This window comes from Candidatus Methylomicrobium oryzae (assembly GCF_016745425.1).
Lineage (GTDB): Bacteria > Pseudomonadota > Gammaproteobacteria > Methylococcales > Methylomonadaceae > Methylomicrobium > Methylomicrobium oryzae.
Map to the genome: position 1 here is coordinate 148,025 of NZ_JAERVK010000004.1, position 24,797 is coordinate 172,821.

Consider the following 24,797-nt stretch of genomic DNA (forward strand, 5'->3'; position numbering starts at 1 on the left):
TCACCTTACTCTCATTTCCAATGCTCTTTGCACCGTTTCGGCATCGCTGAACGGATAGCGCCTGCCGGCTATTTCCTGATAATCTTCATGCCCTTTGCCGGCAATGATCACCCAATCGTTTGCGTCCGCTTCGCAAATGGCGTTTTCAATCGCCTGTTTTCTGTCTCTGACCACCCGCACCCGTTCCTTTCGGCAGCCGGCCAGAATGTCGTTCACGATGTCACGGCCGTCTTCGTCGCGCGGATTGTCGTCGGTCAGGATCACATGATCGGCCCAGCGCGAGGCAATGGCGCCCATCTCGGCACGCTTGCCTTTGTCCCGGTTGCCGCCGCAGCCGAACACGACCCACAAATTATCCCGGCAATGCTCCCGCGCGCTGGCCAACACCTTGTCGAGCGCGTCGGAGGTATGCGCGTAATCGACGAAAACCCGCGGCTGACGATGGCCGCCGAACCGCTCCATGCGCCCCTGAACCGGAACCAGCGTCTTCAGTTGCATGGCTGCCTGCTCAAACGACTCGCCGGTGGCCAGCATCGCCGCCATGACGCTCAAACAGTTGTCGATATTGAAATCCCCGATCAGCGAGGTACGCACGGCCGCCCGCTGCGTTCGCCAGCACACATCGAACGCGATGCCGTCCGGCTCATGGCGCACATTGACGGCCTGCAGGCTTTCGCCTTTTGCGGCCGACTTTCCCCGACGGCTATGCCCCCACACCTCGACGCCGGCCGGCACTGCCGCCAGCATTTGTCCGCTGTAGCCATCATCGAGATTCACCGCCGCAAACGTCAGGCCCGGCTGTTTGAGCAGGGATAACTTCGCCTCGGCATAAGCTTCCATCGTGCCGTGATAATCCAGGTGGTCGCGGCTGATATTGGTGAATACCGCGCCCAGAAAGCGCACGCCATTGACCCGTCCCTGTTCGAGGCCGTGCGAGGAAACTTCCATCGCAACGGATTTTTTGCCCCGTTTAAGCAGTTCCGCCAGCATTCGCTGCACCGCAAGCGCATCGGGCGTGGTGTTCAGCGTGGCGTTCAGCTTTCCCCATTCGCCCCAGCCCAAGGTCCCTATCACCCCGCAGTCGGGCAACAGTTGGCTTAAAAATTGGGAGCAGGAAGTCTTGCCGTTGGTGCCGGTAATGCCGATCACTTTCATTTTCCGGGACGGGTCGCCATAAAAGCGCGCGGCCAGCTCACCCAGTTTCCGGTCCAAATTTTCGACAGCCATCAGCGGCGCATCCTTCAACTCAGCCGCCAGTTCGGCACCTCCGCCCGCCGGATCGTACAGAACGACGGTAGCGCCGCGTTCGAGCGCCTGCGGCGCATATTTCAGCCCGTGCTGATTCGCGCCGGATAACGCAATAAACGCTTCGTTCGGCGCAAGCTTCCGGCTATCGAGGGCTAAGCCGGCGATATCCCTGTCCTGCACTGCTCCGATCGGGCCGGCGCATAACTCAGTCAATCTCATGGCCGTCTGTCGATGCGTCTTTTCGGGATAATACGATCGGCATCGTATCTTCCATGTCGGGCGCGACATCGAGCACGCGCAACGCGCCGCTCATGACGCGGGAAAATACCGGCGCCGAGACCAGTCCGCCGTAATATTTGCCTGCCGAAGGTTCGTCGATCATGACCGTGATGATCAGTTTCGGGTCGCTGGCGGGAGCAATTCCCGCGAATACCGCGAAATATTTACCGCCGGCATAACCGTGCCGGCCGTCGGATTTTTTGACCGTCCCGGTCTTGCCCGCGACCGTGTAGCCGTCGACCCTTGCCTCGTAAGCGGTGCCGTCTTTCATGATCACGCTTTCCATCATCTTACGTACGCTTTTGACGGTTTTGGCCGAAAACACGCGTACCGGGTTCGGGTCTTCGTCCCGTTTCAACAGGCTCACCGTATGCAGAACGCCGTCGTCGGCCAGCGCGGTGTAGGCTCTCGCCAGTTGCACGACCGAAGCGCTGAGGCCATAGCCGAACGACAGCGTCGCCCTGTCGAAATCCTTCATCTTCGAATAATGCAGGAGCCGCCCGGCAGCCTCCCCCGGAAAACCGGCCTTCGCCGAAGCTCCGAAACCGAGCTGGCTGTAAATGTCCCACAAGTATTTCGGCGGCATCTTCAGCGCCATCTGCGAAACCGCGACATTGCTGGATTTCTTGATCACATGGGTCAGATCCATTGTGCCGTAGTTATGCACGTCTCTGACCGTATGCCTGCCCACTTGTAAAGTGCCATGAGTCACGAACAATTCATTCGGCCGCACATAACCGCCGTCCAGGGCGGCAGCAACCACGAACGGCTTTACGGTCGAACCAGGCTCGAAGATCTCGGTCATCGCCCGGTTTCTGTAAAGGCTTTCCTTCAAATCTTCACGCGCATTCGGATTGAAAGGCGGCAAACTGACCGCGGCCAAAATCTCGCCGTTTCTTGCATCAAGCACCACGAGCGAGGCGGACTTGGCGTTATTTTCGGCCACTGCGCGCTGCAACTCTTTATACGCGATGTATTGAATGCGCTGGTCGATGCTCAGCTCAAGATCGCGTCCCGGCGCCGAATCGCTGATGTTTTCGACATCCTCGATGATATGCTGCTTGCCGTCGCGAATCACCCGCTTGCGTCCCGGCACTCCTTTCAGGACGTCTTCGTAACCTTTTTCGATGCCTTCCTGGCCCCCATCGTTCAGATCGGTAAAGCCGACGACATGAGCGGAAACCGCGCCGGTCGGGTAAAAACGTTTGAACTCGCGCTCAAAATTGACGCCAACGATCTTTAAATTCTTTACCCGCTCGGCCAACGGCGGCTCGATCCGGCGAATCACATAAGCGAATTGCCGCTTGGGATTGTCGTTCAGCAAGCCGGCGACTTTTCCGGCCGGCAAATCGAGCAGACGCTCCATCTCGCGGATCGCGTCGCGGGTCCTGCGGCGGTAGTCTTCAAGCAGAATCGCGGCTTCTTCCGGACTTTTTTTGCGCTTCTTCAGATCGTCCTCGAAATCCTGCTCGGCCTGATGATGGTCCTTCGCATTGACCCAGACCGACTGCATCGGCGTACTGACCGCCAAAGGCTCACCGTTCCTGTCCCGGATCATCCCGCGGTAAGCCGGCACGACGACATCGGTTACATAGGTTTTACTGCCTTGCTGCTGGAGAAAATGCCTGTCGAATACTTGCAGATCGATCGCACGCACAACCAACGCGGCCATGCACAGCATTACCGCTAGGACGAGCAGATTCCGTCTTCGGCCGCAATCGACCGGTGCTTCCCCCGATTTGGCTCTGCCGCGAAAATCTCTCATGGTTTCAGATAAATAATTTTGTCGCGCTCGGGCATGACCAATTTCAGTTGCTCGCGCGCGCTCAGTTCGATCTTGCTCTGGTCGGCCTGAGTCGTCAATTCCAATTGCAGTTGTCCCCACTCGACATCATATTGGTCCAGAATTTTTTCCTGTTTCTGGATTTCGATAAAAACCTGACGCGAATGGTATTTGCTGTAGATCGCGGCCAAGGCGGACGCGAGCAGCAGCGCGAACAGCGCACCCATTGCCAAATTTTTGAATGCCGCCACCTGCTAAATTCTCTCTGCCGTTCGTAAAACCGCACTGCGCGCACGCGGATTCCGCTCAATCTCTTGCTTGCCGGCCTTAATCGAAGAGCCGATTTTTTTCAATACGCCTTTTTCGATCTCGCTCTCCCTGATCGGCAATTTGCCGGGATCGTGCTTGCTCCCCGACTCGCTGCGAATAAACCGCTTTACAATCCGGTCTTCCAGCGAATGAAACGAGATTACAGCCAGACGTCCTCCCGGTTTCAAAACCTCTACAGCCTGCTGCAGCGCTTTTTGCAATTCGTCCAGTTCGTGATTGATTTCGATCCGTATCGCCTGGAACGAGCGTGTTGCAGGATGCTTATGCCTCTCCGTGGCCGGTGCCGCCTCAGCGACCAATTCGGCCAGCTGCCGGGTCGTTTTGATCGGCCCGGCAGTCCGGCGGGTCACGATGGCTTTCGCAATGCGGCGCGCATAACGCTCTTCGCCGTATTCGAATAACACCCGAACCAATTCTTTTTCAGAAACCGACGCCAGCCAATCCGTAGCCGAAAGCCCTACTGCACTGTTCATACGCATGTCCAGCGGGCCATCCTTCATAAAGCTGAAGCCGCGCTCAGGATCGTCTAATTGGGGGGAAGAAACGCCAAGATCGAGCAAGATGCCGTCGATCCGTCCATTCAAGCCTTCGCGCCCGACGATCTCGGCCAGCTCCGAAAAACAACCGTGAAACAACTGGAAACGATTATCCCGCAGCAGGTGCTGCGCAGCTTCGGACTTTATCGCGTCCGGGTCCCGGTCTATCGCCAGCACGCGTCCGTCCGTATTCAGGCGCTGCAATATCGCCCGGCTGTGCCCGCCGCGCCCGAACGTACAGTCCAAATATATTCCATGACGCTTGATTGCCAATTGCTCAAGCGCCTCTTCCAGCATGACCGGTAAGTGCGACACCGCTATTCTCTAATTAAAACGACAACGTGCCGAGCTCTTCCAGTCCGTCATTATCTTCGCCGGCCAACCATTCCGCTTCTTTCGTCGTCCAAGCGTCTTCGTTCCATATCTCGAATTTGTTCAACTGTCCGACTAGAACGATTTTTTTTTCCATATTGGCGAAACGTCTGAGTTTTTCCGGCAACAGTAGCCTGCCCTGTGCATCCATTTCACATTCCGAGGCGTTACCGATCAGAAAGCGGCGCAATTTGCCGGCCATTTTATTCAGGGTCGGTAATTTACTGATAGTTTGTTCGAGTTTTTCCCATTCGGGCAGCGGATAAAGCCAAAGACAACCGGCTTCGCCGACGCATAACTCATTGACCGCAACGGTGACGACCAACTGACGCTCGCAACAATCCTGCAATTCATCCCGGTAGCGAGTCGGAATCGCCAGACGGCCTTTGTCGTCAAGATTGAGCGAACTGATGCCCCGAAACAAAAACTCCCTCCGAAACTAGAAAAACCAAAATTTTCCACTTTTTCCCACTGAGACTCCACTATAAGATTCTAGCGAACCAGAGTCAAGAGCCTGCATAACAAATTTCTTTCTTTTTTGACAATGACTTACGCTTGCCGAATTCGCCCGGGCAAAAACCCTAAACACCCCTTTACAAAAAATTTGTTGTATCAGGCGTTTATCTAGCAATAATGAGAAACTACTTTAAAAATATACAAAGCTTACGCCCTGCCTGGGGAAGAATCCGAGAAGGAAAGAAAAGAAAAGAAACGCCGAGGTAAAAAGCGATGAAGCAGAAAGGTAAATTTTGACGTTTGGATCGACAGATCACAAACGGTAAAGAAAAGAGGATTGAAAGAGCCAGCCTGTAAGCCGGGTTCTGTCTTGAACAGCCATTCATCTAGGTTGCAAGTTACCCTGCAACTCAAGCAATCTACCCAGGAACCGCGCGGGCCGCGCGTTTGTCCCTCTATTTGATCTTGCTCCGGGCGGGGTTTTCCCTGCCGCCTCTGTTACCAGAGACGCGGTGCGCTCTTACCGCACCTTTTCACCCTTACCCTGCACCTAAATTTCCTGAAAAAACGGAGCGCTCCATTTCTTCAGGTAATTTAGGTGCAGGGCGGTATATTTTCTGTGGCACTTTCCGTAGGCTCGCGCCTCCCAGGCGTTACCTGGCGCCCTGCCCTATGGAGCCCGGACTTTCCTCTGTCTTATCATTACGATAAAACAGCGACTGCTCAGCCGACTCTTTCAATCTGTATAGTCTATCATAGTTTCGCAGTGATCGCCGAACGGAAATTGCCCGCTTATTCATCATGCCCCTCCCCATGCTGAAGCCTCAGGGCCGCCTGATAGAGCGTTTTTTTGCGCGCCCCGGTAATCTCGACTGCCAGCGCGACGGCGGTTTTGATCGGGCATTCTTTCAGCAAACTCCCAAGCACTCTTTCCTGTTCGACCGTCAGCGCCACCGGTCGATCCGCTTTCGGCACACCTTCAACGAGGATCACGAATTCCCCTTTCTGCATATTCCGATCGGCTTCGACCAGCGCCGCCGCTTCGGACAGCGTCGTTTTGACAATCGTTTCGTGCAATTTGGTCAGCTCGCGGGCGATAACGATCCGACGCTCCGACGGCAATACCTCTTTCATATCCTGCAAGGATGCCAGCACCCGGTGGCAGGACTCGTAAAAAATCCAGGTGTCCGGAGAATCGGCTTTTGCCTTGAAAAAAGATTTTCTTTCCGAAGACGTCCTCGGCGCGAAACCTTCGAAAGAAAACCGGGAGGTCGGCAGTCCGGCCGCGGACAGAGCCGCAATCAGCGCACAGGCACCCGGCAGCGGCGACACCTCGATCTCGGCATCCCGAGCCGCCTGCACCAACGGCATACCGGGATCGCTGACCAGCGGCGTCCCGGCATCGGAAACCAGCGCAATCGACAGGCCATCCCGAAGTTTTTCCAGCAAATCGGCCGCGGCGCGCTCTTCATTATGCTGATGCAGCGAGACGACTTTCCGGTTGATGCCGTAATGCTGCAGCAAGGCTTTGATATGCCGTGTATCCTCGGCGGCGATCAGATCGACCTGCTTGAGCGTTTCCACCGCCCGGTAACTGATATCGCCGAGGTTCCCTATCGGGGTCGCCACCACATACAATTTGCCGCATTCGCTCATTATCCATTCGCCTCAAAAAGCGCTCGCAAGACAGTTACGAAAAACTATGCCAAAATCCTCCGACCCTCGAGCAAGCGCTTGTTAACCGTCAAATCAGGCAATTATAACCCGGCCAACCTTCAGGAATCTTTTTTCTCTATGAAGAACGATCCATTCAACCTGCTAAACCTGCTAGCCAAAATCCCAGAGAAAGCACCCCACCTTTTGCGCGGCGACGCGGCGGAAGAAAAAGCCCGTCAATTTCTGATCGGCAAAGGGCTGACATCGATATACCGGAACTTTCGCTGCAAGCAGGGCGAGCTCGACCTGATCATGCAGGACGGGAAAGTTTTGGTGATCGTAGAAGTCAGATTCCGCAAATCCGGCCGTTACGGAAGCGCCGCGGAAAGCATTACCCGCACCAAGCAATCGCGTATAATAGCCGCAACCCAGGTTTATTTAACCCAGCAAAAACTCGACTGCCCGGTCCGCTTCGACGTGGTAGCGATCACGGGAAACGGCGGCATCGACTGGATAACCCATGCTTTTTCAGCGTAAAACGAACGGACATGAGTTTGCAAGAACGCGTCATCAATCATTTCACGAACAGCATCCAGACCCAACAGGAAGCCGTGGTCAATCTGTCCGAACTGATCGGCTTTGCTTCACAGCGCCTCGTTCATGCCCTGCTCAACGACAAGAAAATCATCGCCTGCGGCAACGGCGGATCGGCGAACAACGCGCAGTTGCTGGTCGCCTCGCTGATCAATCGCTATGAGCGCGACCGCCCTTCGCTGCCCGCGATTGCGCTGGGCACCGGCATGACTATGCTGACCGCCATCGCGAACGACATGCAGTACGACGATATTTTCGCGAAACCGCTCCGGGCGCTCGGGCAGAGCGGAGATATTCTGGTTGTGTATACGATCGGCGGGCATTCCGCGAATATATTGAAAGCGGTCAACAGCGCCCACGATAAGGACATTTCGGTGATCGCGCTGACCGGCCAGGAAGGCGGCAGCATCGCCCCGTTATTGCATGAAAACGATCTGGAACTCCGCGTACCGTCAAATTCGGCCGCCCACGTTCTGGAAACGCATCTGATGATTACGCACTGCTTGTGCGACCTGATCGACTACCAGATCTTCGGCGGTTGATCCGGCGGGCTACCGGGTCCCAAACACCACGATCGTCTTTCCGTGGGCAGTGATCAATTTTTTTTCCTCCAGCTCCTTCAGGACGCGCCCCGCCATTTCCCGGGAACAGCCGACCAGCCGGCCGATTTCCTGCCGGGTGATATGCAGCTGCATCCCGTCCGGATGGGTGAGCGCATCGGGCTGCTTGCTTAAATCGAGCAGCGTTCTGGCGATGCGGCCTTCCACATCCATAAAAGCTAAATCACAGAACCTGCGGCTGGTCATCAACAACCTCGACGCCAATTGATCGCCGAGCATATATAGCAGATCGGACGCATAGGCCAGCAATTCCTTTTTCAATACCTGCCTGAAACGGTCATAACCGATTTCGGCCAATTCGCAGGGACTCCGCGTTTTCACGCTCACCTTGCGCACTTCCGTCCCTTTGAATACCCCGACCTCGCCGATGAATTCATTCTTATTCAGATATGCCAGAATGATCTCCTGATTTCCCTCTTCGTCTTCGGCAAAAATACTGACCGAACCTTCAATGATGAAATAGAGCCGGTCGCCAACATCGCCAGGCCTGATCACGGTCGCTTTGGCCGGATATTTTTTTCTATGGCATAAGTGCAGGAATGCGTTCAGGGCTTCCTGATTGATTGCTGGCGCGTTTTTTAACATAATGCTCCCCACGAATGATCCTAACCAGAAGTATTTTTGGCTGCATCGAGTTTAGCAAAAAAACCGCATCGCCTCGGATAGAGCCTCTATATTTTTATTTTTCTCCGATTTTCTCGGAACTTAGGACGAAATAACGACTGTTCCGAATTCCGCCGAAGTCCGGTAAAATCGTTAATCCTTTCCGGACAGACACGCAACCGCGGCCGCCGGCGCACAATCAGCCGCGGACATCCCGTTTTCGTTTGATAATGCCGGAAATAGCGCCGAGAAATCGAGATAAGACTTTCCCATCGACTCGGCCAACTGCCTCACCAGAAAACGTCCAATACCCGCACCGATGAAAGGGCCGGAGCCGGAGAGAGCGCTTCGAGCTAACTGCCTTTCGCAGCCCTGCCGGATTCTTGATAATTGTTTTTCGCGCAGATTGTGCGCCAGCTTTTGCCACCGAGGCAATTCGGCAGGATCAAAATCGCAGCCGATCATCCGCGACAAGCGCCTGGCGCTGGCGAGTACCGACTTCTCGCCACCGTCCGCCGTATCCGACTGATCGTGCACTTCGTCCAGCTCGCCGGTTAGCCGGTACACATCGGCCGCGGTCGCGAAATATTCGGCCATCAGGCCGACTTCCCTTCCCTGATCCTCGACGCATTCGGCGAGCGCCATCACGGCGGTTCTGACAATGCCGGTATAAACCAGTTCTTGCGTCGCCAAACGTTCATAATCGCTATAGCCTTCCGCGGCTACCTGCCCGCGATCGAGCAGCAGAATATCGGTAGTAGTGCTGCCGATGTCGACAAACAGGCCGCTGCCGACTTTTCGCGCCGCATAGCTTGCGCTGGCCAGCCAGTTAGCAGAGGCTATCGCCGCATATTGGTTATGCTTGACTACTGATGCCTCCAGAAAACCCAGCCTACCGGCATAAACCAAAAGCTCACCCTTTGGCAGTAGCTCGACCATCGTGGCGAGGATCGTTTTAACTCCGTCGTCGCGGCCTGCAAACAAATCGACCAATTCGCCGGTCATCGTGATCGCGTGGCGATAAGAAGATACCGGCAATTCACTTAGAATCGCCTCAACCGCAAAACGGAGTTTGTCCACTCCCTGCCATAACGGACACGGTTTTTGAAGAACCGCGGTCAACTCGCCGCGACCGTTCATCGCGGCAGCCTTGACATGCGCCCCGCCGATATCCCAGCCGATCATCTCATTCATCATTTATCTTTTATTTGATTTGAACAGTTACCGTTTTATTTGCGCTAGGCCGGATCACGGGATCGCCCTGCAATAACTGCAACACCAACGCGGCAACATTGACACCCAAAGCATCGCTCAAACCTGCGAAAGAAGAAGTCAGCCGCGGATTGACTTCCAGAACCAGCACTTGGTCGGCCGTTTCGATCAGGTCGATGCCGGCATAACCCCACAGCCCAGGCATCGCTTTGGCCAAATGGCCAACCAGATTTCGATAAGAACTTAGATCATCCCGATAATTGACCTGAATGGCTGCCAGCCGATACTGATTATCCACCATATCGAACTCCTGCCGATTGACCGACAGCAGCCAGGCCCGCCCGCTTTTGAATAAGCAGGACAGGCTGGTCTTCTCGCCGTACAGATGAGGCTGAATGATGTAGCTTCCTGTTCCTTGCAAGTACTCGACGGTCCGCTCGAATTCCTCGGCATCGCGGATCAGGCAGCTGCCGCCGCCCGCTCCGTCGACCGGCTTGACAATCGATTCCCCCTGAAAAACGGAAACCTTTTCCAGACGGCAGGTGTGGACGGCCGGAATTTGCCGGCACAGCAAACACCGGTAAGTCTCGTATTTATCCCCCGCCAACCGCACGGCTTCGGAGCCGGACCCCAGAAGCGTTCTGCCGAGCCTTTCAACCGCGTTAGACAGCGAAAACAAGATTCCTTCGAACTCCGGTGCAATCGGCCAGACCGCATCATGCTGCTCAACCAGCTGCTCGAACCGGATAAAACAGTCGTCTTGGCGGCCAATCAAGACCGTCCGAACATTTGGCGGCACCACCACCTCTGCTAGGCGCACATCGAGCATCACGGTAACCGCTAGGCCCGGAATTTCCCTCAGGCCTTCGAGCAAAGCCTTCAGCATCAACAGACCTTCGCGCGCCAGCGAATCGGGCAGCTCTTCCCGATTACAGCCGCCGCCACTGATGTATTCGAATACCAGAATCTTCACGTCCCCTTAACCCCACCGGCATCCTTGTATTAGCACAGCATCCAAGGAGACTTCGGCGCCTCCAAAGGGAATATTGTATCATTGCCGCCATACACCTTACTCAGATGGAGCCTTTGAGTTCATGCAAGTCATTCCGGTCATCGATTTGAAAGGCGGAACCGTCGTCCATGCCAAACAAGGCAGGCGCGACGCCTACCGGCCGATCCATACCGTACTGTGCCCTTCGGCAGACATCTTCGACGTGATTGGAGCTTATCTGGCATTATACGATTTCCGGACTTTTTATATTGCCGACCTGGATGCGCTGGAGGGAAAAGGCAACCATGAGGAATTGATCCATGCCGCAGCCGAACGCTTCCCGAACCGAAATTTTTGGCTCGATCGCGGCTTGCCCCTTTCAGCCTCGGCTTCACGACGGCCGTCAAACCTCAAAACGGTGCTGGGAAGCGAATCGTTTCGGGCCGAAACGCTAAGCCTGCTGGATATCTACGCCAAAGATTTCGTTTTATCGCTGGATTTCAGGGGCAAATGGCTGGGTCCGGAGAGCCTGTTTACAAACTCCGAGTATTGGCCGAACGACATCATCATCATGACGCTGGAGCGGGTCGGCAGCGACTCCGGCCCCGACATCGAAAAACTGACCGCCTTCCGTAAGACTTATCCCGGCAAAAATTTCATCGCTGCAGGCGGCATCAGAAACCAAGAAGATTTGGCAGCACTGCAAAAAATCGGAATAAGACAAGCCCTGGTGGCGAGCGCACTGCATTCAGGCGCTATCGGACACGCCGACCTTACCGCCTTTTAGGCAAAAAAATACCCCAACAAGTGGGGTATTTTTTGTCAAGCTTATTAACTAAACTTGGATGCCGATTAACCAGCAGCGAATGGATGTTTCGCAGTCGCTTTGCCGGCAACAACTTCAGCCGCAGTCGGAGTGCCTGCAACCGCGCGAGCGATCGCTTCTTTGGTTGCTTTATAGTTGTATTCTTGGATTTTCGCGTCGTCCTCAGCCGCCCAGTGGATGAAAACACCAACGCTGATGAACAGATCGTCAGCCTCATCAGCAGGAATGGTGCCGTCTTCAACACTGTCAGCAACAGCCATTGCTACGCCGCGTTGCGCTGGGCCAAACATTTGCACGGCTTGTTTTGCACCTTTGATGGTCACTTTGTTGAACATCACAGTCGCAGGCTTAACCATCAGGTTCGGAGCGACAACGGCCAACAGGCTGGAGAAGCCGTCTTTGTTGTTGGTCAGGCAGATTGCAAATGCGCTTTCAGCCGCAGAACCTCTTGGTCCCAAGATCAGGTCGATATGCGCAACTTCGTTGCCTTCGCCCACTAAAGATTCACCTACGCACATTTTATTGATTTTAGCCATGCTTGTTTTCCCCTGTGAAGAAAAAATAAAAATTAGATAATATGATCACCGCAGTCGGCCGACGTTTGCGATTGACATAGCTAGGCCTAGCGAAATCAAACGCTTGATATATCTTCCAACAATACGGCAAATAAAGTTGCTACGGTCAGATCAGCCGTCGTACCTGGATTGATTCCCTGCGACTTGAATTCCTGATCTATCTGATAGAGCAACGGTAATGTTTGCTCGGGATTTTCCGCTCGTTGCAGAGCATCCTCAAGCACAGCCATCCTGGCGACAACCATCCCGGTGTATCGATTACCATATTTCCTTTCAATGTGACTATCGGGAAACCGGCGCAGCAATCCAACATAAACAGCCAGAGCAGCCCAATTACGACCAATCCTTCCACATATAACATTATAGTATAATTTTGTGGAGAAATCGAATATATCTTGATACCCTGAACTATATTGAAAAGCTATACGATCCCTCGAAGCCGCTAATTTCATCGCTTCGAGCAGATTCACCGTCGCTTTTTGATGCACATCCTGTTCGCCGGCATTGCCGAGCCCCCCCGGCGCAGCCAGCGTGATCGCCTTGAAAACCCAGTCGGCATCCTCGATCGTTGTGGACGCCAACACCTGATCCAAAGCCTGCCTTAAAGTAACCCCTTCGGATTTATCGGCCGCCGCCTGCGCCAGCGGCGCGCACAGCAGCACTATTCCCAGATTGGTGTTGCAGCCGACCGCCTCCCGCGTGGCTTTCACTGCATAATAGATTTTTTCGCCGAGCGAATAGGCGGGATTGCACAACGGCCCGGAGCTCGCCTCGGCGCTGCGCCTGAAATCGGCCACCGTCATGTCATGACCGTCCGCATAAACGCTGACATTGCCCGGCTTGAACGCCTGCAGCTCGATTTCGCAGGCTTCCCGGTACAGGGCTTCGAGCCGCTCGGGAGCGATCACCGGATTTCAATCGCCGGCTGAACGCGGCCCAGCCCCAAATAGCGGCCGAGCAAGTCTTCGGCCAGCAAGGCCGCGATATTGACATCACAGACGCTCTCCAATCCCTTCCAGGCCGGCACGCTGTTCACTTCGATCACGGTATAGCGGCCGTCCCGGCCGAGCATGATGTCGACCCCCGCATAATCCATGTCGAGCGCCAGCGTCGCCCTGACCGCCAGCTCGGCCAACTCACCGCTCGCCTCGACCCATTCACACTCCGCACCCTGCGCAACGTTATTCAGCCACGACTTGCCGCGCCGCCGCATCGCTGCGACTGCGCGACCGTTGATCACAAATACGCGATGATCGTAATACCCCTCCCCGGCGGCATGCACGAACCGCTGCAGATAGTAGACGCCGCGGCTCGAAGTCAGCCAGAACAGGTCGGTCATTTTTTCGATCCGGCGGATGCCTTCGCCCTGCGAACCGAACAGCGGCTTGCAGATCAATAAATGACCGTTTTGCAGTTCGTTTTCGGCGATCCGCTGCGCTTCCTCGGGATCGCGCAATACCCAGGTCGGCGGTGTCGGAAGTCCTGCGCGCTGCAGCAGAAAACTGGTCATCCCCTTGTCGACGCAGCGTTCGATCGCTCGGCCGTCGTTATAAACCGGAACGCCGAGGAGCTTCAACGCATGCAGAACGTCCAGATACAGCACCACTTCTTCGAGCGAACCGCCCGGCACCCCGCGCACGAAGGCCGCATCGGGAAGCGCGTGCTCAAACCCGGGTATCCACAGAGGCAGTTGTCCCGACGCCACCGTCAAGCGGCAGTCGGTCAGCGAGACATATTCCGCGCGATAGCCGTGCTCGGCAAACGCCAGGCTGAGCTGTCTGCCGTGCCAGCCCGGATCGTCGGTAAAAATCGCAATGCGGCGCACGAATGTCCTTTATGCGCCGAAAGACTGGTCAAGCAATGCATTGTCGAGTTTGCCGGCGCGGAAGCTCTTGCCCGACTCGACAGCCGTCACAATCACGCTGGCCGGACTGAACAGCATCGGATCGATCTTGAAAAAATCGTATTCGTAATGCTTGAAAATATCCGCAAACGGCTTGCCGTAGTCCTTCGAAGTCGAACTCGGCAATTCATTAGCAAGCTTTTCGGCCGCTTCGTCGCTGCCTTTCACGAACAAATGGACTTGGCCTGCAAACAGGATTGCATCGTTCGTGCGCCCCATTGCCTTCACGAAGTTCGGATGCGGCGGACACAGCGGCGCACTGCCGAAGCCGTCGACGATGTTTTCGAGCGGGAAATGCAAAGCATGGGCCTTGTGCATCGCAACTTCGAGCACGCGCGCGACGACCTGCAGGCCGCCGGCCAGCGAACTGGTCGGGGTCACAATCACGGTCAACTTGGAAGGATCGACCTTGCAGGCCGCCGCGACTTTTTCGATGATCGCCAGCGGCGGAATCGCATCGTTCTCGATCACCAGCACGGTCGAATCGAAACTGTCGCGGTAACCGAGTTCCTTGTAAAGCTCCTCAACCGGCTCTTCGTTACTCTCTTTGACCTTGGTCGCCATCGCCCGGGCCGGCCCCGAACCCAGCGCATAATATTTTTCGTGCGACAAACTCCAGCCCGCATACTGGCTGCCAAGGCATCCCAACACCGGATTGCCGGTATGCACATTGACCGTCAACGGCCAGTTGGCGGTATAAGGGCTGTGGCTCAGCGTGACCGTTCCCATCCCGCCGAGGCAGATTTCGGCGACGATCCGTCCGGCTTCGAGGCCGCCGGGCACCTTGATGCCCGCGTCGATGACCGTGCAGCCGTTGTCGAGAGTTTCGACCGCCACCCGCAGTTTGTCCGCATTTGCAATCAAATGCTGCACCAGAGGCTGGGTCAATTTATTCACACTCGCTTGATATTCCATAATTAAACCTTGACTAATTGATTGAAAATTTGTTGCTGCCTGCCCGCCAACTCCGCCTCCACCTGCTCCGGATCGCTTCGGCGGGAAATCACGCTGCACACAGGTTGACCGGCATGACACAAGACGCCGGCCTCGGGTCTGTCCATCACCCATTCGGGCCAGACAAACCCCTCGGGAATCCTAAAATCTTTAGCGGCATAAACGATCCGGAAACCGGTAAATCCCTTCTGCGCCGGCAACGCCTCCGGAAGGGCGCCCTGGCAGGCTGCAATATGGCAAGTCACCAACTCGCCATAACATTGCATGCTCGCAGACGGGCGCGGATTGATCTCCAACACATAGATCCGCTCGCCGTCCTGAATGAAATCGAGCGTGTTCAGACCTTTCAATCCAAAGGCACGGACGCATCGAGACAGCCAGCCGGCCACCCGGGATTTCTGGCTGCCGGATAAAATTGCATGGTTAATGAGGCCGGAAAACGCAAATTCAAGGCCGGCGCTTAAATCGGCATGAAATTGGGTATGGAAGCCGACCACACATGCCCTGTGCGTATCGGCCAAAAACAAAACGGAGCCCGGCGTTCCCTCCTGGAATTTTTGCCAGTAAACGCCGCGATCGGCTGAACCGGGAGAATAAGGGTGAATACCCAGTCCGCCCTGCCCCTGCATCGGCTTGACCAGCCAGCTCCCGTCGGCGTCGGGCGCAACAAACGTCACCACCGGGAAGGGAATCCGCAGATCGGCCAGCACCGTAAAAAATGCGGCCTTGTCCTGAAGGCGGCGAAAGACGGCGGGCACATTCCCCAGCAGAGCCATTCGCCGATCCAGATAATCCAGGGTTTCCGGATAAGGCTCCAGGCCGCTGCCATAAACGACTTGATTAACCCCGTAACGCCTGACAAGTTCATCCAGAACCGGGGCGACATCTTCGACCGCCAGCGACGGCAGGCGGCAGGCCTCGAGCGTGTATTCCCGGGTGTCCAGATCGGCATAAAGATCGATCACCAGCGCTTTCAGGCCGGCCTTGGAAGCCGCCTCTGCCAGCATGCGGCCGGAGCCGGCAATGATCAGCAAATAATCGGAAGAATTCAAATGATGCGCAGGCCCCAAGCTCGCCTCAAAAACCGATCCGCTTGGAACCTACTCCACGGCAACCAGACCGCCGCTGTTGCGCGCGCTCGCGCTGGAGAAAACTAAGGTACCGCCGTCCGCGAATTTCCGTTCCGCCATTTCGATGAGAGCCGCCGCGCGATCGGCGCCGTTTACCATGCAAAAACCGGTCGGCCCCCAGGAGGTCTGTCCGACCGCGACCGCGCCCTGTTCGGCCAGCCACTGCATGGCCGAGGCCACTTCGGGACTGGTGTAAACGCCGCCCTGAACCGCCGCAAAATGCTCCCCGACCGACCGCTGCAGGCGTGTGATCACCTCGCCGAACTTGGCAATGTCGTTCTCGGCCACCGCGGGCAACGCCTGCATCAATAACAGGTAGCACAACTGCTCGGCCTCGCGCCGAGGGAACAGCGGCAAGTCCTGGAACGCCTGAATTTCCTGCAAACCGTGCAGCCCCTGCCCGCGCCTGTCGAAGACCAGGATAAACCGCCAGGCATCAGGAAGCGCCATCCGGACCAGCAGCGGGGGCGTAACCGTGTGCTCGCCGCGGCCGCCGTCGACAACCAGCCCGCCTTGTTCGAACACGCCGATGCCGATCCCGGAGCGCTGCCCCCGGACCATCACCTTCGCGATGTCGCGAATAGTCAGTCCCAAACCGTAAAATGCGTTTAACGCCGCCCCGATCGCAAGCGACATCTGGGTGCCCGACCCCAAACCGACATGCTCCGGTATCGCGCTTTCGATTCGGATTTCGAGCGTATCCGGCACGCCGAGCGCTTCGCACAGCCTCGTCAGACATTTTTCGGCGCGCCCAGCCGCAGGCCCCGAAACACTTCGCCGGTCCGCCCCGGCAACGGTCAAACGCGTCGCCTGCTCATTCAGCGCCACACCGATGCTGCCGAAATGTCTTCCCAAGGCCCCGCTCAAATCGATAAACCCCATATGCAAGCGGGCCGGCGCGGTCACCGATACTTTCTGATGTCGAAATTGCAAAGGATCAGGTCGAAAGTTGCATTGAAAAACAGGGCATTATACACGAACAGGCGGGCGGCGGCGAACTAGCCCAGCATTCCCGGCAGTTCCCCCAGATCGTTCAGCACGAACCGACAGCGGGCTAGCGTTGCCGCATCCACCGGCCGCATCGACGGCACCATTACCGGCACGGCCGCCGCTTCGAAAGCAGCTTCAATGCCGGCGGGCGAGTCTTCCAAGACAAGGCAGCGGCCGACCGGAACCTTCAGCACGGACGCTGCCTGCAGAAAAACATCGGGCGACGGTTTGGGACGCCGAACGTGATCGCGCGCGACGACAACGGGGAAAACGTCGGCAAGCCCCGCCAACGCTAAACAGGCCTCCGCGTTGACCAAAGCGCTATTCGTTGCCAGACAAAACGGAATCGCTTCCCGATTCAGATAATCCCGAAGCGCGTGAAAACCGGTCTTGACCTCGATCCCGTGCACCGCCACATAATCCCGCCAGCAGGCTGTCGTCAGCCGGTTGAATTCGCCGGGATCGAAACCGGGGCCGCAAAAGTTTGCGATCCCTCGGAGCACCGCATCGCCCGCCAGCCCCGCCAATCCTTCGAGAAAAACGTCCGGAAAATCGTAACGCATGGCCCGTCCCGCTGTGCGCCAGGCCGCCTGATAGGTTTTTTCTGTGTCAAGCACCAGCCCGTCCATGTCGAAGATGACCGCCGAAATATCGGCCCGCCTAACCATGGATTACCCGGATATGTTCGCCGTGCGCTTCGCGGCTGGAACCGACCACGATATGCCGGACGCCTTCGGCGTTCCGTTCGAGCATGCCGGCCACCTCCACCGTTTCGCCCTTGAACGCCTGCCCGGCATAAGTCGCGGTAAAACAGACGATCGCCGCGATCGAATCATGCTCGATCCGGTAAATGGATGGATAGCCGAACGCCTGGGTGTCATCCGTAATCCGGCAGGTTAATGTAACCGGCTCGAGCTTTTGATAATGCTGTTGCCTGTCCGATTCGTTTGGCTCGATCAAGCTCAAGTCGAACTTGCGCCCGTTGACCAAGGCCTTATTGTATTTCCGCTTTTCGTGCCAGATGTACTCCTCGAAACTCAACGAACAATTGCGGCGATGGTAAGATGCCTGCCAATTGCTGTCGCTCAGATCCTGCAGGCGATCCTGTTCGATCAATGCTCTTACGCCGGCACGGCAGCGATGAAAAGCCTCGCCCCCGTAGCAAACCAGATCGATATCGGAACTTTCTTTTTGCACGCCGACCAGCACCGAGCCGGTAATGCCGATCCGGTTCAGGTCCACCCCTTGCTGCCTCAGCAAGCCGCAGAGCTCAACGACGTCGCGTTCGACCGGATCATAGCGAGACTGCCGCATGATATGGCGAAGTCGGTCCTGCGGCCGATGGTGCCTGACGATCCGTTCGATGTCCACCGCATGCAGGCGCGCATCCAGAACCGGAGAATAATGCAGATAATGAGGATGATTTCGGCGCAAGAAGGCGTTCGCCTCGTCGGTCGCCTGCTTGCGCCAAAGCCTTTCAATGTTGACGTAGCGCAAAAAACACAGCACTTTGCCCTGTTCCGGATGCGGATTGACGACCGCGAACAAGAGACCTTCGGCAGTTTCGATGAAGTCTTTGGGAGAAAACACGAATATTGGAGAAAAAATGAACGCGGAAAAAATCAGGTCGGCAGATTTTGAGACCGTCTCGGCAAGCCGCGAAAATCCTCCCGCCGTTAACCCAAACTCATATCAGGGGGCATCTTTCCCCCATGAAATGATTAGGGCCTTATGACATACGGATTCGAAACGCCGCCGCATCACCGGCCATTATAACAAATCGCACTGCATCGCAATCTTCATCAACTCCGCGAGACTGTCCGCCTGCAGTTTTTCCATGATGCGCGCCCGGTGCGCATCGACGGTGCGATTGCTGACCTTCAGGATTTTGGCCGATTCCTTATTGGAATGGCTGCTGATGATCAAGCGCAGGACTTCCATTTCGCGCGGCGTCAGTTGCCCCAGCCGCTGCAGGATCTCGCGCTTCAGGGACTGCTGGGATCGGGCATAGATATCCTTATGGATGCCCTCGGCGATGCGTTCCAGCAACACGCTGTTTTCGAAAGGCTTTTCCAGGAAATCGATAGCGCCCGCACGGAACGCTTTCGCGGAATCGGCAACCTCGGCATGGCCGCTAATGAAAATGATCGGAATATCAAGACTCCGTTCATTCAATGCCTTCTGCAGTTCCAGGCCGCTCATCTCCGGCATTCTGACATCCAGCAACAGGCAGCCCGGCCGTTCGGGGTCGTAGCAGTCCAAAAACTCCAGCGCGGAAGCAAAGCTTTGCACGTCGAATCCGGCCGTTTCGATCAGCAAGGTCAACGAATCGCGGATCGCAAACTCATCGTCTACCAGATAAACCACCGGGTTGTTCTGTTCAAAAACCATTCGCCTGCTCCTTCGAAGGCAAAGTGACATAAAAAGTACAGCCGTTGCCGGGGAGACTATTAAAACGCAACGCCCCGTGATGCGCCTCGATCAGCGAGCGGCTGATCGACAATCCCATGCCCATGCCGTTTTTTTTGGTCGTATAAAAAGGGGTCATGATTTTCGCAAGTTCGGCAGCGGCAATCCCGGGCCCGTTGTCTTCGACTCCGATCTCGATGAATCGGCGACCATCCAGCCGGGTGTGTATCGCGAGCCGGCGCGGATGATCGTGAGCAAGATCTTTCATGGCTTCGATTGCATTTCTAAGCAAATTCAACACCACCTGTTCGATTTGGACCTCATTGACATAGACCAGCGGCAAATCATTCGTCAACTCCAAGCCGAGCTTGATATTTTGCAGCTTGATATCGTCCGAACAAAGTCCAATGCAATCCCTGATCAATTGATTGATGCAGACCAGTGTCCGCGTAGCGGTTTTCGAGCGGATAAAATCGCGCATGCGGTGAATGATCTGGCCGGCGCGCAGCGCCTGCTGATGGGTTTTAGCGAGAATCCCGGCCAGTTTTTCGGTATCGAGGCGAGGCATTTTAAGCAGGTTCAAACTGACTTCCGTATAGGCGACGATGGCGGTCAGTGGCTGATTCACTTCATGCGCGATGCCCGACGCCATCTCGCCCATCAAGCCGAGGCGGGTGACATGCGCCAGCTCTTCCAAATGCTCCCGGTTTTCCTGCTCCTGCAACTTGCGCTGACTGGTATCGCGCAGGATGCCGGTAAAATAAATCTCGCCGTCGATAAAAAACTCGGCTAACGACAAATCCAGCGGCACGGTCCACCCGCCTTTGTGCAGGCCTTCGACCTCCCGTATGCTGCCGATGATTTTAGAATGGCCGTGATCGATATAATCCTTTATATGCCGGTCATGCTGTACGCCTTGTTCGGACGGCATCAGCATATTGATGCTCCTGCCTACCAACTCTTCTTCGGCATAGCCGAGTATCGCCTTAATTGCGGCATTCGCGGTGACCACACAACCGTTGCGGTCTATCGTGATGATGCCTTCGACCGCCGCATTAAAAATCGAGTTGAGCTTGGCCTCCCGTTCCCGCAGGCGCTGCTTTGACTCCTCAAGCGCCGCAATATTCCGTCTCAACGCCTGGTTGCTCTCGGTCAGCTCGCGCGTCTGCTCGGCTAATTTTTGCTCCAGTATTCCGATTCTTTCTTCAGACGCCAGCAGCCTTTGCTGTGCGATAGACAGGCATTTTCGCAATTCGGCGGCTTCCACCGACGGTTTATCGCAAAATCCGAGGGCAATTGATGAATTGGATTCGGAGGTCATAAATCAATAAATCGGCAAATGGCCAAATGTCGCTATTGCATATCCGTTAGAATAAGGAGAGCGCCGTGGTTTTTAACTCGAGCGGAGATTCTACAGTATCAAGATCCCGCGGAAACTATATTATCTTAACAACTCCCTGATAAAAGCCTCGGTAAATGCTTGTGTCCGGTGAATACTGAGACTTCGGCCTTCATAAAAAAGCTCAATTTCGTATAGGTATTTGTACGAATTGCCGAATGCCGATTATTGTTGCTAGCATCCTAAAGTCATTAGGTTAGCGATTATTCAGGAGCTCCAATGAATATACCCGATAAATCCTTGAATACTGATACATACGGAAATACGGACCCCGACAAATTCCGACTGATGGTTGAGGAACGGGCCTACTTTAAAGCCGAAAGGCGAGGATTTGCAAGCGGACATGAACTGGACGACTGGCTGGAGGCCGAACAGGAAATAAGCAACCAGTGCCGCTATTGGTATTTGGATAACGACCCATCCTGATCTCAGGGCATTTTTTAAACCCTATCTGAAAAAGAACGAGGTATACCATGAGACGCAACATTCATGTCAATAATGCCGCCGCGTATACGCCGGAAATACGCAGACGCTGCGTCGCCTATCATGAAGCCGGCCATGCCGCAGCCATTTATCTGATCAACCGGATGCGCAGCATTCCTCCGCTCTTATTCAACCTGAGATTCAGCGTCGCTCACTCCGATACCGTTACCGATTTTCAGACCGCTTACGAAAACTATATCGCCTGCATCGAAGGTGGCCGCCTGCTGCACACATTGCCCGATACGCTGGACGATTTCCGGTATATATCGGTGGAAAACGGGCAAGATTGGATTCGAAATCCGGAAAATTTATTGAATGCCTTCGAGGCGGACGTGATTAATCTGCTCGCCGGCTCCCTGGCGGAAGCCAAATTTGTCGCGGAAATGGATGACGAAATCTTTACTTACCGGCTGGTCGATCCGCCCGCGCTGGAAAATTACGGCGGTTCCTTCGACCTGGCGCTAATCGAGGACTACTTGCAGCGCTACTCGCCCGATCAACAGACCCGGGATCAGAAATTGAACCAATTACATCAGGTAGCATTCAATTTCATAAATGATTATCATAACTGGCGCGCCATCTCCAAACTTGCGGAATTTATACTTGCGGCCGATAAGGATACGATTTGCTCCGAAGAAGTCGCGACAATCTTGGGGGAGTAAAGCCTCCTGCACGGGCTTTTTTTACCGCGTCGAACGCAGGCGATTCCATCGCCGCAGCGTGGTATCGATCTTTATTCGGATTGATAAAAACGCATCGCCGACTCTCCCATCAGGATAAAAAACCAACCTCCGGGAAAACCTCATGGAAAAGCGTGAAAACGATATTGTGAAATTAGTGATCGCATCTTTAAGCCAGTTTATTAACTTTTTGAAAAACCTGCTGGGACGCGCGATGCATTTTCTGACCGACAAGGAACGGCCGGTCGATCTGAATAAAGCGCCGGACATGGATCCGAAACAAAAAAGAATCATCATTTTTACGCTCGGCTTCATCCTGCTGCTGCTCGCCTTCAATAACCTACAGGAAATCCGTCAGAGCGAAATCCCGTTCAGCCAATTCATGACATTGATGCAGGAAGGGAAGATCGACAAAGTGGTCGTCTCGGAACATTACCTCAGCGGCGTCATTAAACCCGAAGCCGGCGAAAGCACAGGCAAACCTTTCACGACGGTGCCGCTCTGGCACTCCGACCTGGCCGAAATGCTCGCCAAGAACAAAGTGGATTTCGTCGTCAGAAGCGGCGACAACTGGCTGTCCAATCTGATTTTCAACTGGATCATCCCGATCTTCATTTTCGTGTTCATCTGGTCCTGGCTGCTTCGCCGCAGCGGTGCTGCCGCCGGTCCGCAGGCATTTCTGAATATCGGCAACAAGGCCCGGATTCACCAGGATACGCAGCCAAAAATCACTTTCAAGGATGTCGCCGGCGCCGACAGCGCCAAGCAGGAACTCGGTGAGTCGATCGATTTTCTGAAAAATCCGGAAAAAATCCAGAAACTCGGCGGCCGCATGCCGAAAGGCGTGCTGTTGGTTGGCCCGCCCGGCACCGGCAAGACGCTGCTCGCCCGCGCAGTTTCGGGTGAAGCGCAAGTACCGTTTTTCAACATCAGCGGTTCGGAATTCATCGAACTGTTCGTGGGCGTCGGCGCGGCCCGCGTTCGCGATTTATTCGAACAGGCGCGCAACAAGGCGCCGTGCATCATCTTCATCGACGAACTCGATGCAATCGGCCGCTCGCGCGGCGGCCCGGTAGTCATGGGTGGACACGACGAACGCGAGCAAACCCTGAATCAACTGCTGACCGAAATGGACGGCTTCGACACCTCCGTCGGGGTCGTGGTGATGGCGGCCAGCAACCGGCCCGAGGTTCTCGACAAGGCGCTGCTCCGCGCCGGCCGCTTCGACCGCCAGATCATTGTCGACAAGCCCGATCTGCAGGACCGCATCGAAATCCTGAAACTGCATACGCAGAGAATGATCCTGGCCAAGAACATCGATCTTGCAGTGATTGCCCGGCGCACGCCCGGCCTGGTCGGGGCCGATCTTGCGAATATTGCGAATGAAGCCGCGATTCTGGCGATTCGCAACGGTCACACGCAGGTGGAAATGCAGGACTTCGAAGCCGCGATCGACCGCATTCTGGCCGGTCCGGAAAAGAAGAGCCGGGTGTTGAACCCGGAAGAAAAACGCCGGGTCGCTTTTCACGAGGCCGGACACGCGCTGGTCGCGGAAACCGTACCGACCGGCCAGCCCGTGCATAAGATCTCGATCATTCCGCGCGGTGTAGCAGGACTGGGGCATACCTTGCAACTGCCGGTCGAAGAAAAATTCCTTGCGACCGAAGACGAACTGAAAGACCAGATCGCGATTCTGATGGGGGGACGGATGGCGGAAGAAACCGTGTTCGGCAATGTTTCGACCGGCGCGCAAAACGACCTCGAAAAAGCGACCGAAATTGCACGCAATATGGTCTGCAGCCTCGGCATGAGCAAGAAGCTCGGGCCGCCGGTCTACGGCAGACGCCAGCATTTGCAGTTTCTGGAATCCGAAGTCTCCGAATACCGCAATTACAGCGACATCACGGCCAGCCTGATCGATGCCGAAATCAAGATGCTGATCGAGGAAGGCGAAAGCCGGGCGCGCGAAATTCTGACCACAAAGCGCACAATGCTCGACAAACTGGCCAATCTGCTGCAGGAAAAAGAAGTCGTGAACCGGGAAGAAGTCACTGCCCTGATGGGCAAGTAATTTTTACCCTTCAGCCCACCGCACCCTTACCGGTGCGGTGGCTTTTCTTTTAGCGACCGATACGCCCCCGGATTCAGATAAGAATATTCTTCGCAATCGCATAGAATCTTTTCCGCTCTTCGATGCCGTTCAAGCCGCCGTTAATCGAAATGCTGATAAATTCGACCGGAGAAACGTCATGAACCTGGCCGCCGTATTTCTTCTTTAAAACTGCGCCGTCGGGTTCGTTGGCCGCATCGTTCAAATGCCGTCCGTCCCAAAACTCGCAGGCGCTCCATACCGCATATTCGGGCTGTTCGAGTAATTCGGGGGAATCAATGAACAAATTTTCATTCCCTTTTTTGATTCCTAGCTGCAAATAATTGGCGCGCCCGGTGGTCTGAAAAATCCCCCGCCCTTTGAACCGGGCTCCGTCTCCCGTCTTTGTATTGCCTAAATCCTTGCGTCCTTCATAAGCATTGCCGGAGGCATATTCTTCGAGCGTCCGGAACCGGTCTGTTTCGTGGCAAGCCTGCGCCAGAAAATGCGCATATTCATGCGGCCTATCGATTTCATAGGCAGGGCAGATTTTATTGATCCAATCCGCCAATGCGGACATTAGAGGGGTAGATTTGCCCGCAATGGCAGCCAAATGTTGTTCAGTAATGGTATAAGACATAAATACTCCTCAAGCAGAAACCGAAAGCCGCCGTTCATC

At 55.3% G+C, this 24,797-nt stretch carries 26 protein-coding genes and 1 other RNA gene; 6 read left to right on the forward strand and 21 right to left on the reverse strand.

All coding sequences use genetic code 11. From position 1 onward, the window contains the following. The 7 genes from JJL52_RS05715 to rsmI all read right to left on the reverse strand — a co-directional run bounded on the left by JJL52_RS05715 (position 1) and on the right by rsmI (position 6,660). Positions 1 to 1,467: a UDP-N-acetylmuramoyl-L-alanyl-D-glutamate--2,6-diaminopimelate ligase gene (locus JJL52_RS05715; RefSeq protein ID WP_202051444.1), complete on the reverse strand. Its 1,467-nt coding sequence runs from the start codon at positions 1,465 to 1,467 to the stop codon at positions 1 to 3. Beyond that, positions 1,454 to 3,292 carry a peptidoglycan D,D-transpeptidase FtsI family protein gene (locus JJL52_RS05720; protein ID WP_202051445.1) on the reverse strand — a complete coding sequence of 613 codons (1,839 nt, stop codon included), beginning with the start codon at positions 3,290 to 3,292 and terminating at the stop codon, positions 1,454 to 1,456. Before JJL52_RS05720 ends, JJL52_RS05715 begins: the two co-directional genes overlap by 14 nt. After that, positions 3,289 to 3,537 carry a cell division protein FtsL gene (ftsL, locus tag JJL52_RS05725; protein WP_202051614.1) on the reverse strand — a complete coding sequence of 83 codons (249 nt, stop codon included), beginning with the start codon at positions 3,535 to 3,537 and terminating at the stop codon, positions 3,289 to 3,291. The genes JJL52_RS05720 and ftsL overlap by 4 nt, the downstream gene beginning before the upstream one ends. 27 nt (positions 3,538 to 3,564) lie before the next feature. Next, positions 3,565 to 4,491, reverse strand: coding sequence for a 16S rRNA (cytosine(1402)-N(4))-methyltransferase RsmH (gene rsmH, locus JJL52_RS05730; RefSeq protein WP_202051446.1), 927 nt, complete (start codon positions 4,489 to 4,491; stop codon positions 3,565 to 3,567). Positions 4,492 to 4,504: 13 nt separating this feature from the next. Then, positions 4,505 to 4,972 (reverse strand): division/cell wall cluster transcriptional repressor MraZ, encoded by a 468-nt coding sequence (gene mraZ / locus JJL52_RS05735; RefSeq protein WP_202051447.1) that lies wholly within the window; start codon positions 4,970 to 4,972, stop codon positions 4,505 to 4,507. 370 nt (positions 4,973 to 5,342) lie between these two features. Then, positions 5,343 to 5,739: RNase P RNA component class A (gene rnpB, locus JJL52_RS05740), an RNA gene on the reverse strand. Positions 5,740 to 5,796: 57 nt separating this feature from the next. After that, the gene (gene rsmI / locus JJL52_RS05745; protein WP_202051448.1) at positions 5,797 to 6,660 is read right to left on the reverse strand and encodes a 16S rRNA (cytidine(1402)-2'-O)-methyltransferase; all 864 of its coding nucleotides are present in this window, start codon (positions 6,658 to 6,660) and stop codon (positions 5,797 to 5,799) included. Positions 6,661 to 6,798: 138 nt separating this feature from the next. Between rsmI and JJL52_RS05750 the strand changes: the two genes are divergently transcribed. Together JJL52_RS05750 and JJL52_RS05755 are read left to right on the forward strand one after the other, a co-directional pair. Beyond that, positions 6,799 to 7,197 (forward strand): YraN family protein, encoded by a 399-nt coding sequence (locus tag JJL52_RS05750; RefSeq protein WP_202051449.1) that lies wholly within the window; start codon positions 6,799 to 6,801, stop codon positions 7,195 to 7,197. 11 nt (positions 7,198 to 7,208) lie between these two features. Continuing rightward, positions 7,209 to 7,796, forward strand: a complete 588-nt coding sequence (locus tag JJL52_RS05755) for a D-sedoheptulose-7-phosphate isomerase (protein WP_202051450.1) — start codon at positions 7,209 to 7,211, stop codon at positions 7,794 to 7,796. Positions 7,797 to 7,805: 9 nt separating this feature from the next. Here JJL52_RS05755 and crp read toward each other — a convergent pair whose 3' ends face one another. The 3 genes from crp to JJL52_RS05770 form a co-directional block, all read right to left on the reverse strand. After that, entirely contained in the window at positions 7,806 to 8,459 is a 654-nt protein-coding gene (gene crp / locus JJL52_RS05760; RefSeq protein WP_202051451.1) for a cAMP-activated global transcriptional regulator CRP, read from the reverse strand. 171 nt (positions 8,460 to 8,630) lie between these two features. After that, entirely contained in the window at positions 8,631 to 9,674 is a 1,044-nt protein-coding gene (locus JJL52_RS05765) for a hydantoinase/oxoprolinase family protein (RefSeq protein WP_202051452.1), read from the reverse strand. 7 nt (positions 9,675 to 9,681) lie between these two features. Continuing rightward, the gene (locus JJL52_RS05770; protein ID WP_202051453.1) at positions 9,682 to 10,662 is read right to left on the reverse strand and encodes an ATP-grasp domain-containing protein; all 981 of its coding nucleotides are present in this window, start codon (positions 10,660 to 10,662) and stop codon (positions 9,682 to 9,684) included. A 121-nt stretch (positions 10,663 to 10,783) separates the two neighbouring features. On the opposite strand from JJL52_RS05770, the gene JJL52_RS05775 reads away from it, so the two are divergent. Next, the gene (locus JJL52_RS05775) at positions 10,784 to 11,467 is read left to right on the forward strand and encodes a HisA/HisF-related TIM barrel protein (protein ID WP_202051454.1); all 684 of its coding nucleotides are present in this window, start codon (positions 10,784 to 10,786) and stop codon (positions 11,465 to 11,467) included. Positions 11,468 to 11,532: 65 nt separating this feature from the next. On the opposite strand, the gene fae is transcribed toward JJL52_RS05775, so the two are convergent. The 10 genes from fae to JJL52_RS05825 all read right to left on the reverse strand — a co-directional run bounded on the left by fae (position 11,533) and on the right by JJL52_RS05825 (position 20,734). Further along, on the reverse strand, positions 11,533 to 12,042 hold the full coding sequence (gene fae, locus JJL52_RS05780) for a formaldehyde-activating enzyme (protein WP_202051455.1): 510 nt from the start codon (positions 12,040 to 12,042) through the stop codon (positions 11,533 to 11,535). A 95-nt stretch (positions 12,043 to 12,137) separates the two neighbouring features. Continuing rightward, entirely contained in the window at positions 12,138 to 12,989 is an 852-nt protein-coding gene (locus tag JJL52_RS05785) for a triphosphoribosyl-dephospho-CoA synthase (protein ID WP_202051456.1), read from the reverse strand. Further along, positions 12,986 to 13,906 carry a RimK family alpha-L-glutamate ligase gene (locus tag JJL52_RS05790; protein ID WP_202051457.1) on the reverse strand — a complete coding sequence of 307 codons (921 nt, stop codon included), beginning with the start codon at positions 13,904 to 13,906 and terminating at the stop codon, positions 12,986 to 12,988. The genes JJL52_RS05785 and JJL52_RS05790 overlap by 4 nt, the downstream gene beginning before the upstream one ends. A gap of 9 nt (positions 13,907 to 13,915) precedes the next feature. Further along, positions 13,916 to 14,899 (reverse strand): methenyltetrahydromethanopterin cyclohydrolase, encoded by a 984-nt coding sequence (mch, locus tag JJL52_RS05795; protein ID WP_202051458.1) that lies wholly within the window; start codon positions 14,897 to 14,899, stop codon positions 13,916 to 13,918. A 2-nt stretch (positions 14,900 to 14,901) separates the two neighbouring features. Then, on the reverse strand, positions 14,902 to 15,990 hold the full coding sequence (locus JJL52_RS05800) for an ATP-grasp domain-containing protein (RefSeq protein ID WP_236994076.1): 1,089 nt from the start codon (positions 15,988 to 15,990) through the stop codon (positions 14,902 to 14,904). Positions 15,991 to 16,038: 48 nt separating this feature from the next. Further along, positions 16,039 to 17,001, reverse strand: a complete 963-nt coding sequence (locus tag JJL52_RS05805; RefSeq protein WP_202051459.1) for a beta-ribofuranosylaminobenzene 5'-phosphate synthase family protein — start codon at positions 16,999 to 17,001, stop codon at positions 16,039 to 16,041. Positions 17,002 to 17,066: 65 nt separating this feature from the next. After that, positions 17,067 to 17,726, reverse strand: a complete 660-nt coding sequence (locus JJL52_RS05810) for an HAD family hydrolase (protein WP_202051460.1) — start codon at positions 17,724 to 17,726, stop codon at positions 17,067 to 17,069. Next, positions 17,719 to 18,648 (reverse strand): hypothetical protein, encoded by a 930-nt coding sequence (locus JJL52_RS05815; protein ID WP_202051461.1) that lies wholly within the window; start codon positions 18,646 to 18,648, stop codon positions 17,719 to 17,721. The genes JJL52_RS05810 and JJL52_RS05815 overlap by 8 nt, the downstream gene beginning before the upstream one ends. A gap of 180 nt (positions 18,649 to 18,828) precedes the next feature. Next, entirely contained in the window at positions 18,829 to 19,449 is a 621-nt protein-coding gene (locus tag JJL52_RS05820; protein WP_202051462.1) for a response regulator transcription factor, read from the reverse strand. After that, a complete protein-coding gene (locus JJL52_RS05825; protein WP_336885043.1) occupies positions 19,439 to 20,734 on the reverse strand; it encodes a two-component system sensor histidine kinase NtrB in 1,296 nt (431 codons plus the stop codon). The genes JJL52_RS05820 and JJL52_RS05825 overlap by 11 nt, the downstream gene beginning before the upstream one ends. Positions 20,735 to 21,085: 351 nt before the next feature. Here JJL52_RS05825 and JJL52_RS05830 point away from each other — a divergent pair, with 351 nt between their 5' ends. The 3 genes from JJL52_RS05830 (at position 21,086) to ftsH (ending at position 24,100) form a co-directional block, all read left to right on the forward strand. After that, positions 21,086 to 21,292, forward strand: a complete 207-nt coding sequence (locus JJL52_RS05830) for a DUF2934 domain-containing protein (RefSeq protein ID WP_202051464.1) — start codon at positions 21,086 to 21,088, stop codon at positions 21,290 to 21,292. Positions 21,293 to 21,339: 47 nt separating this feature from the next. Beyond that, positions 21,340 to 22,011: a hypothetical protein gene (locus JJL52_RS05835; protein ID WP_202051465.1), complete on the forward strand. Its 672-nt coding sequence runs from the start codon at positions 21,340 to 21,342 to the stop codon at positions 22,009 to 22,011. Positions 22,012 to 22,243: 232 nt separating this feature from the next. Further along, the gene (ftsH, locus tag JJL52_RS05840; protein WP_436231510.1) at positions 22,244 to 24,100 is read left to right on the forward strand and encodes an ATP-dependent zinc metalloprotease FtsH; all 1,857 of its coding nucleotides are present in this window, start codon (positions 22,244 to 22,246) and stop codon (positions 24,098 to 24,100) included. Positions 24,101 to 24,173: 73 nt separating this feature from the next. Here the strand turns inward: ftsH and JJL52_RS05845 are convergent, their stop codons facing one another. Continuing rightward, positions 24,174 to 24,758 carry a glycoside hydrolase family 19 protein gene (locus tag JJL52_RS05845; protein WP_202051467.1) on the reverse strand — a complete coding sequence of 195 codons (585 nt, stop codon included), beginning with the start codon at positions 24,756 to 24,758 and terminating at the stop codon, positions 24,174 to 24,176. Positions 24,759 to 24,797: the final 39 nt, after the last annotated feature.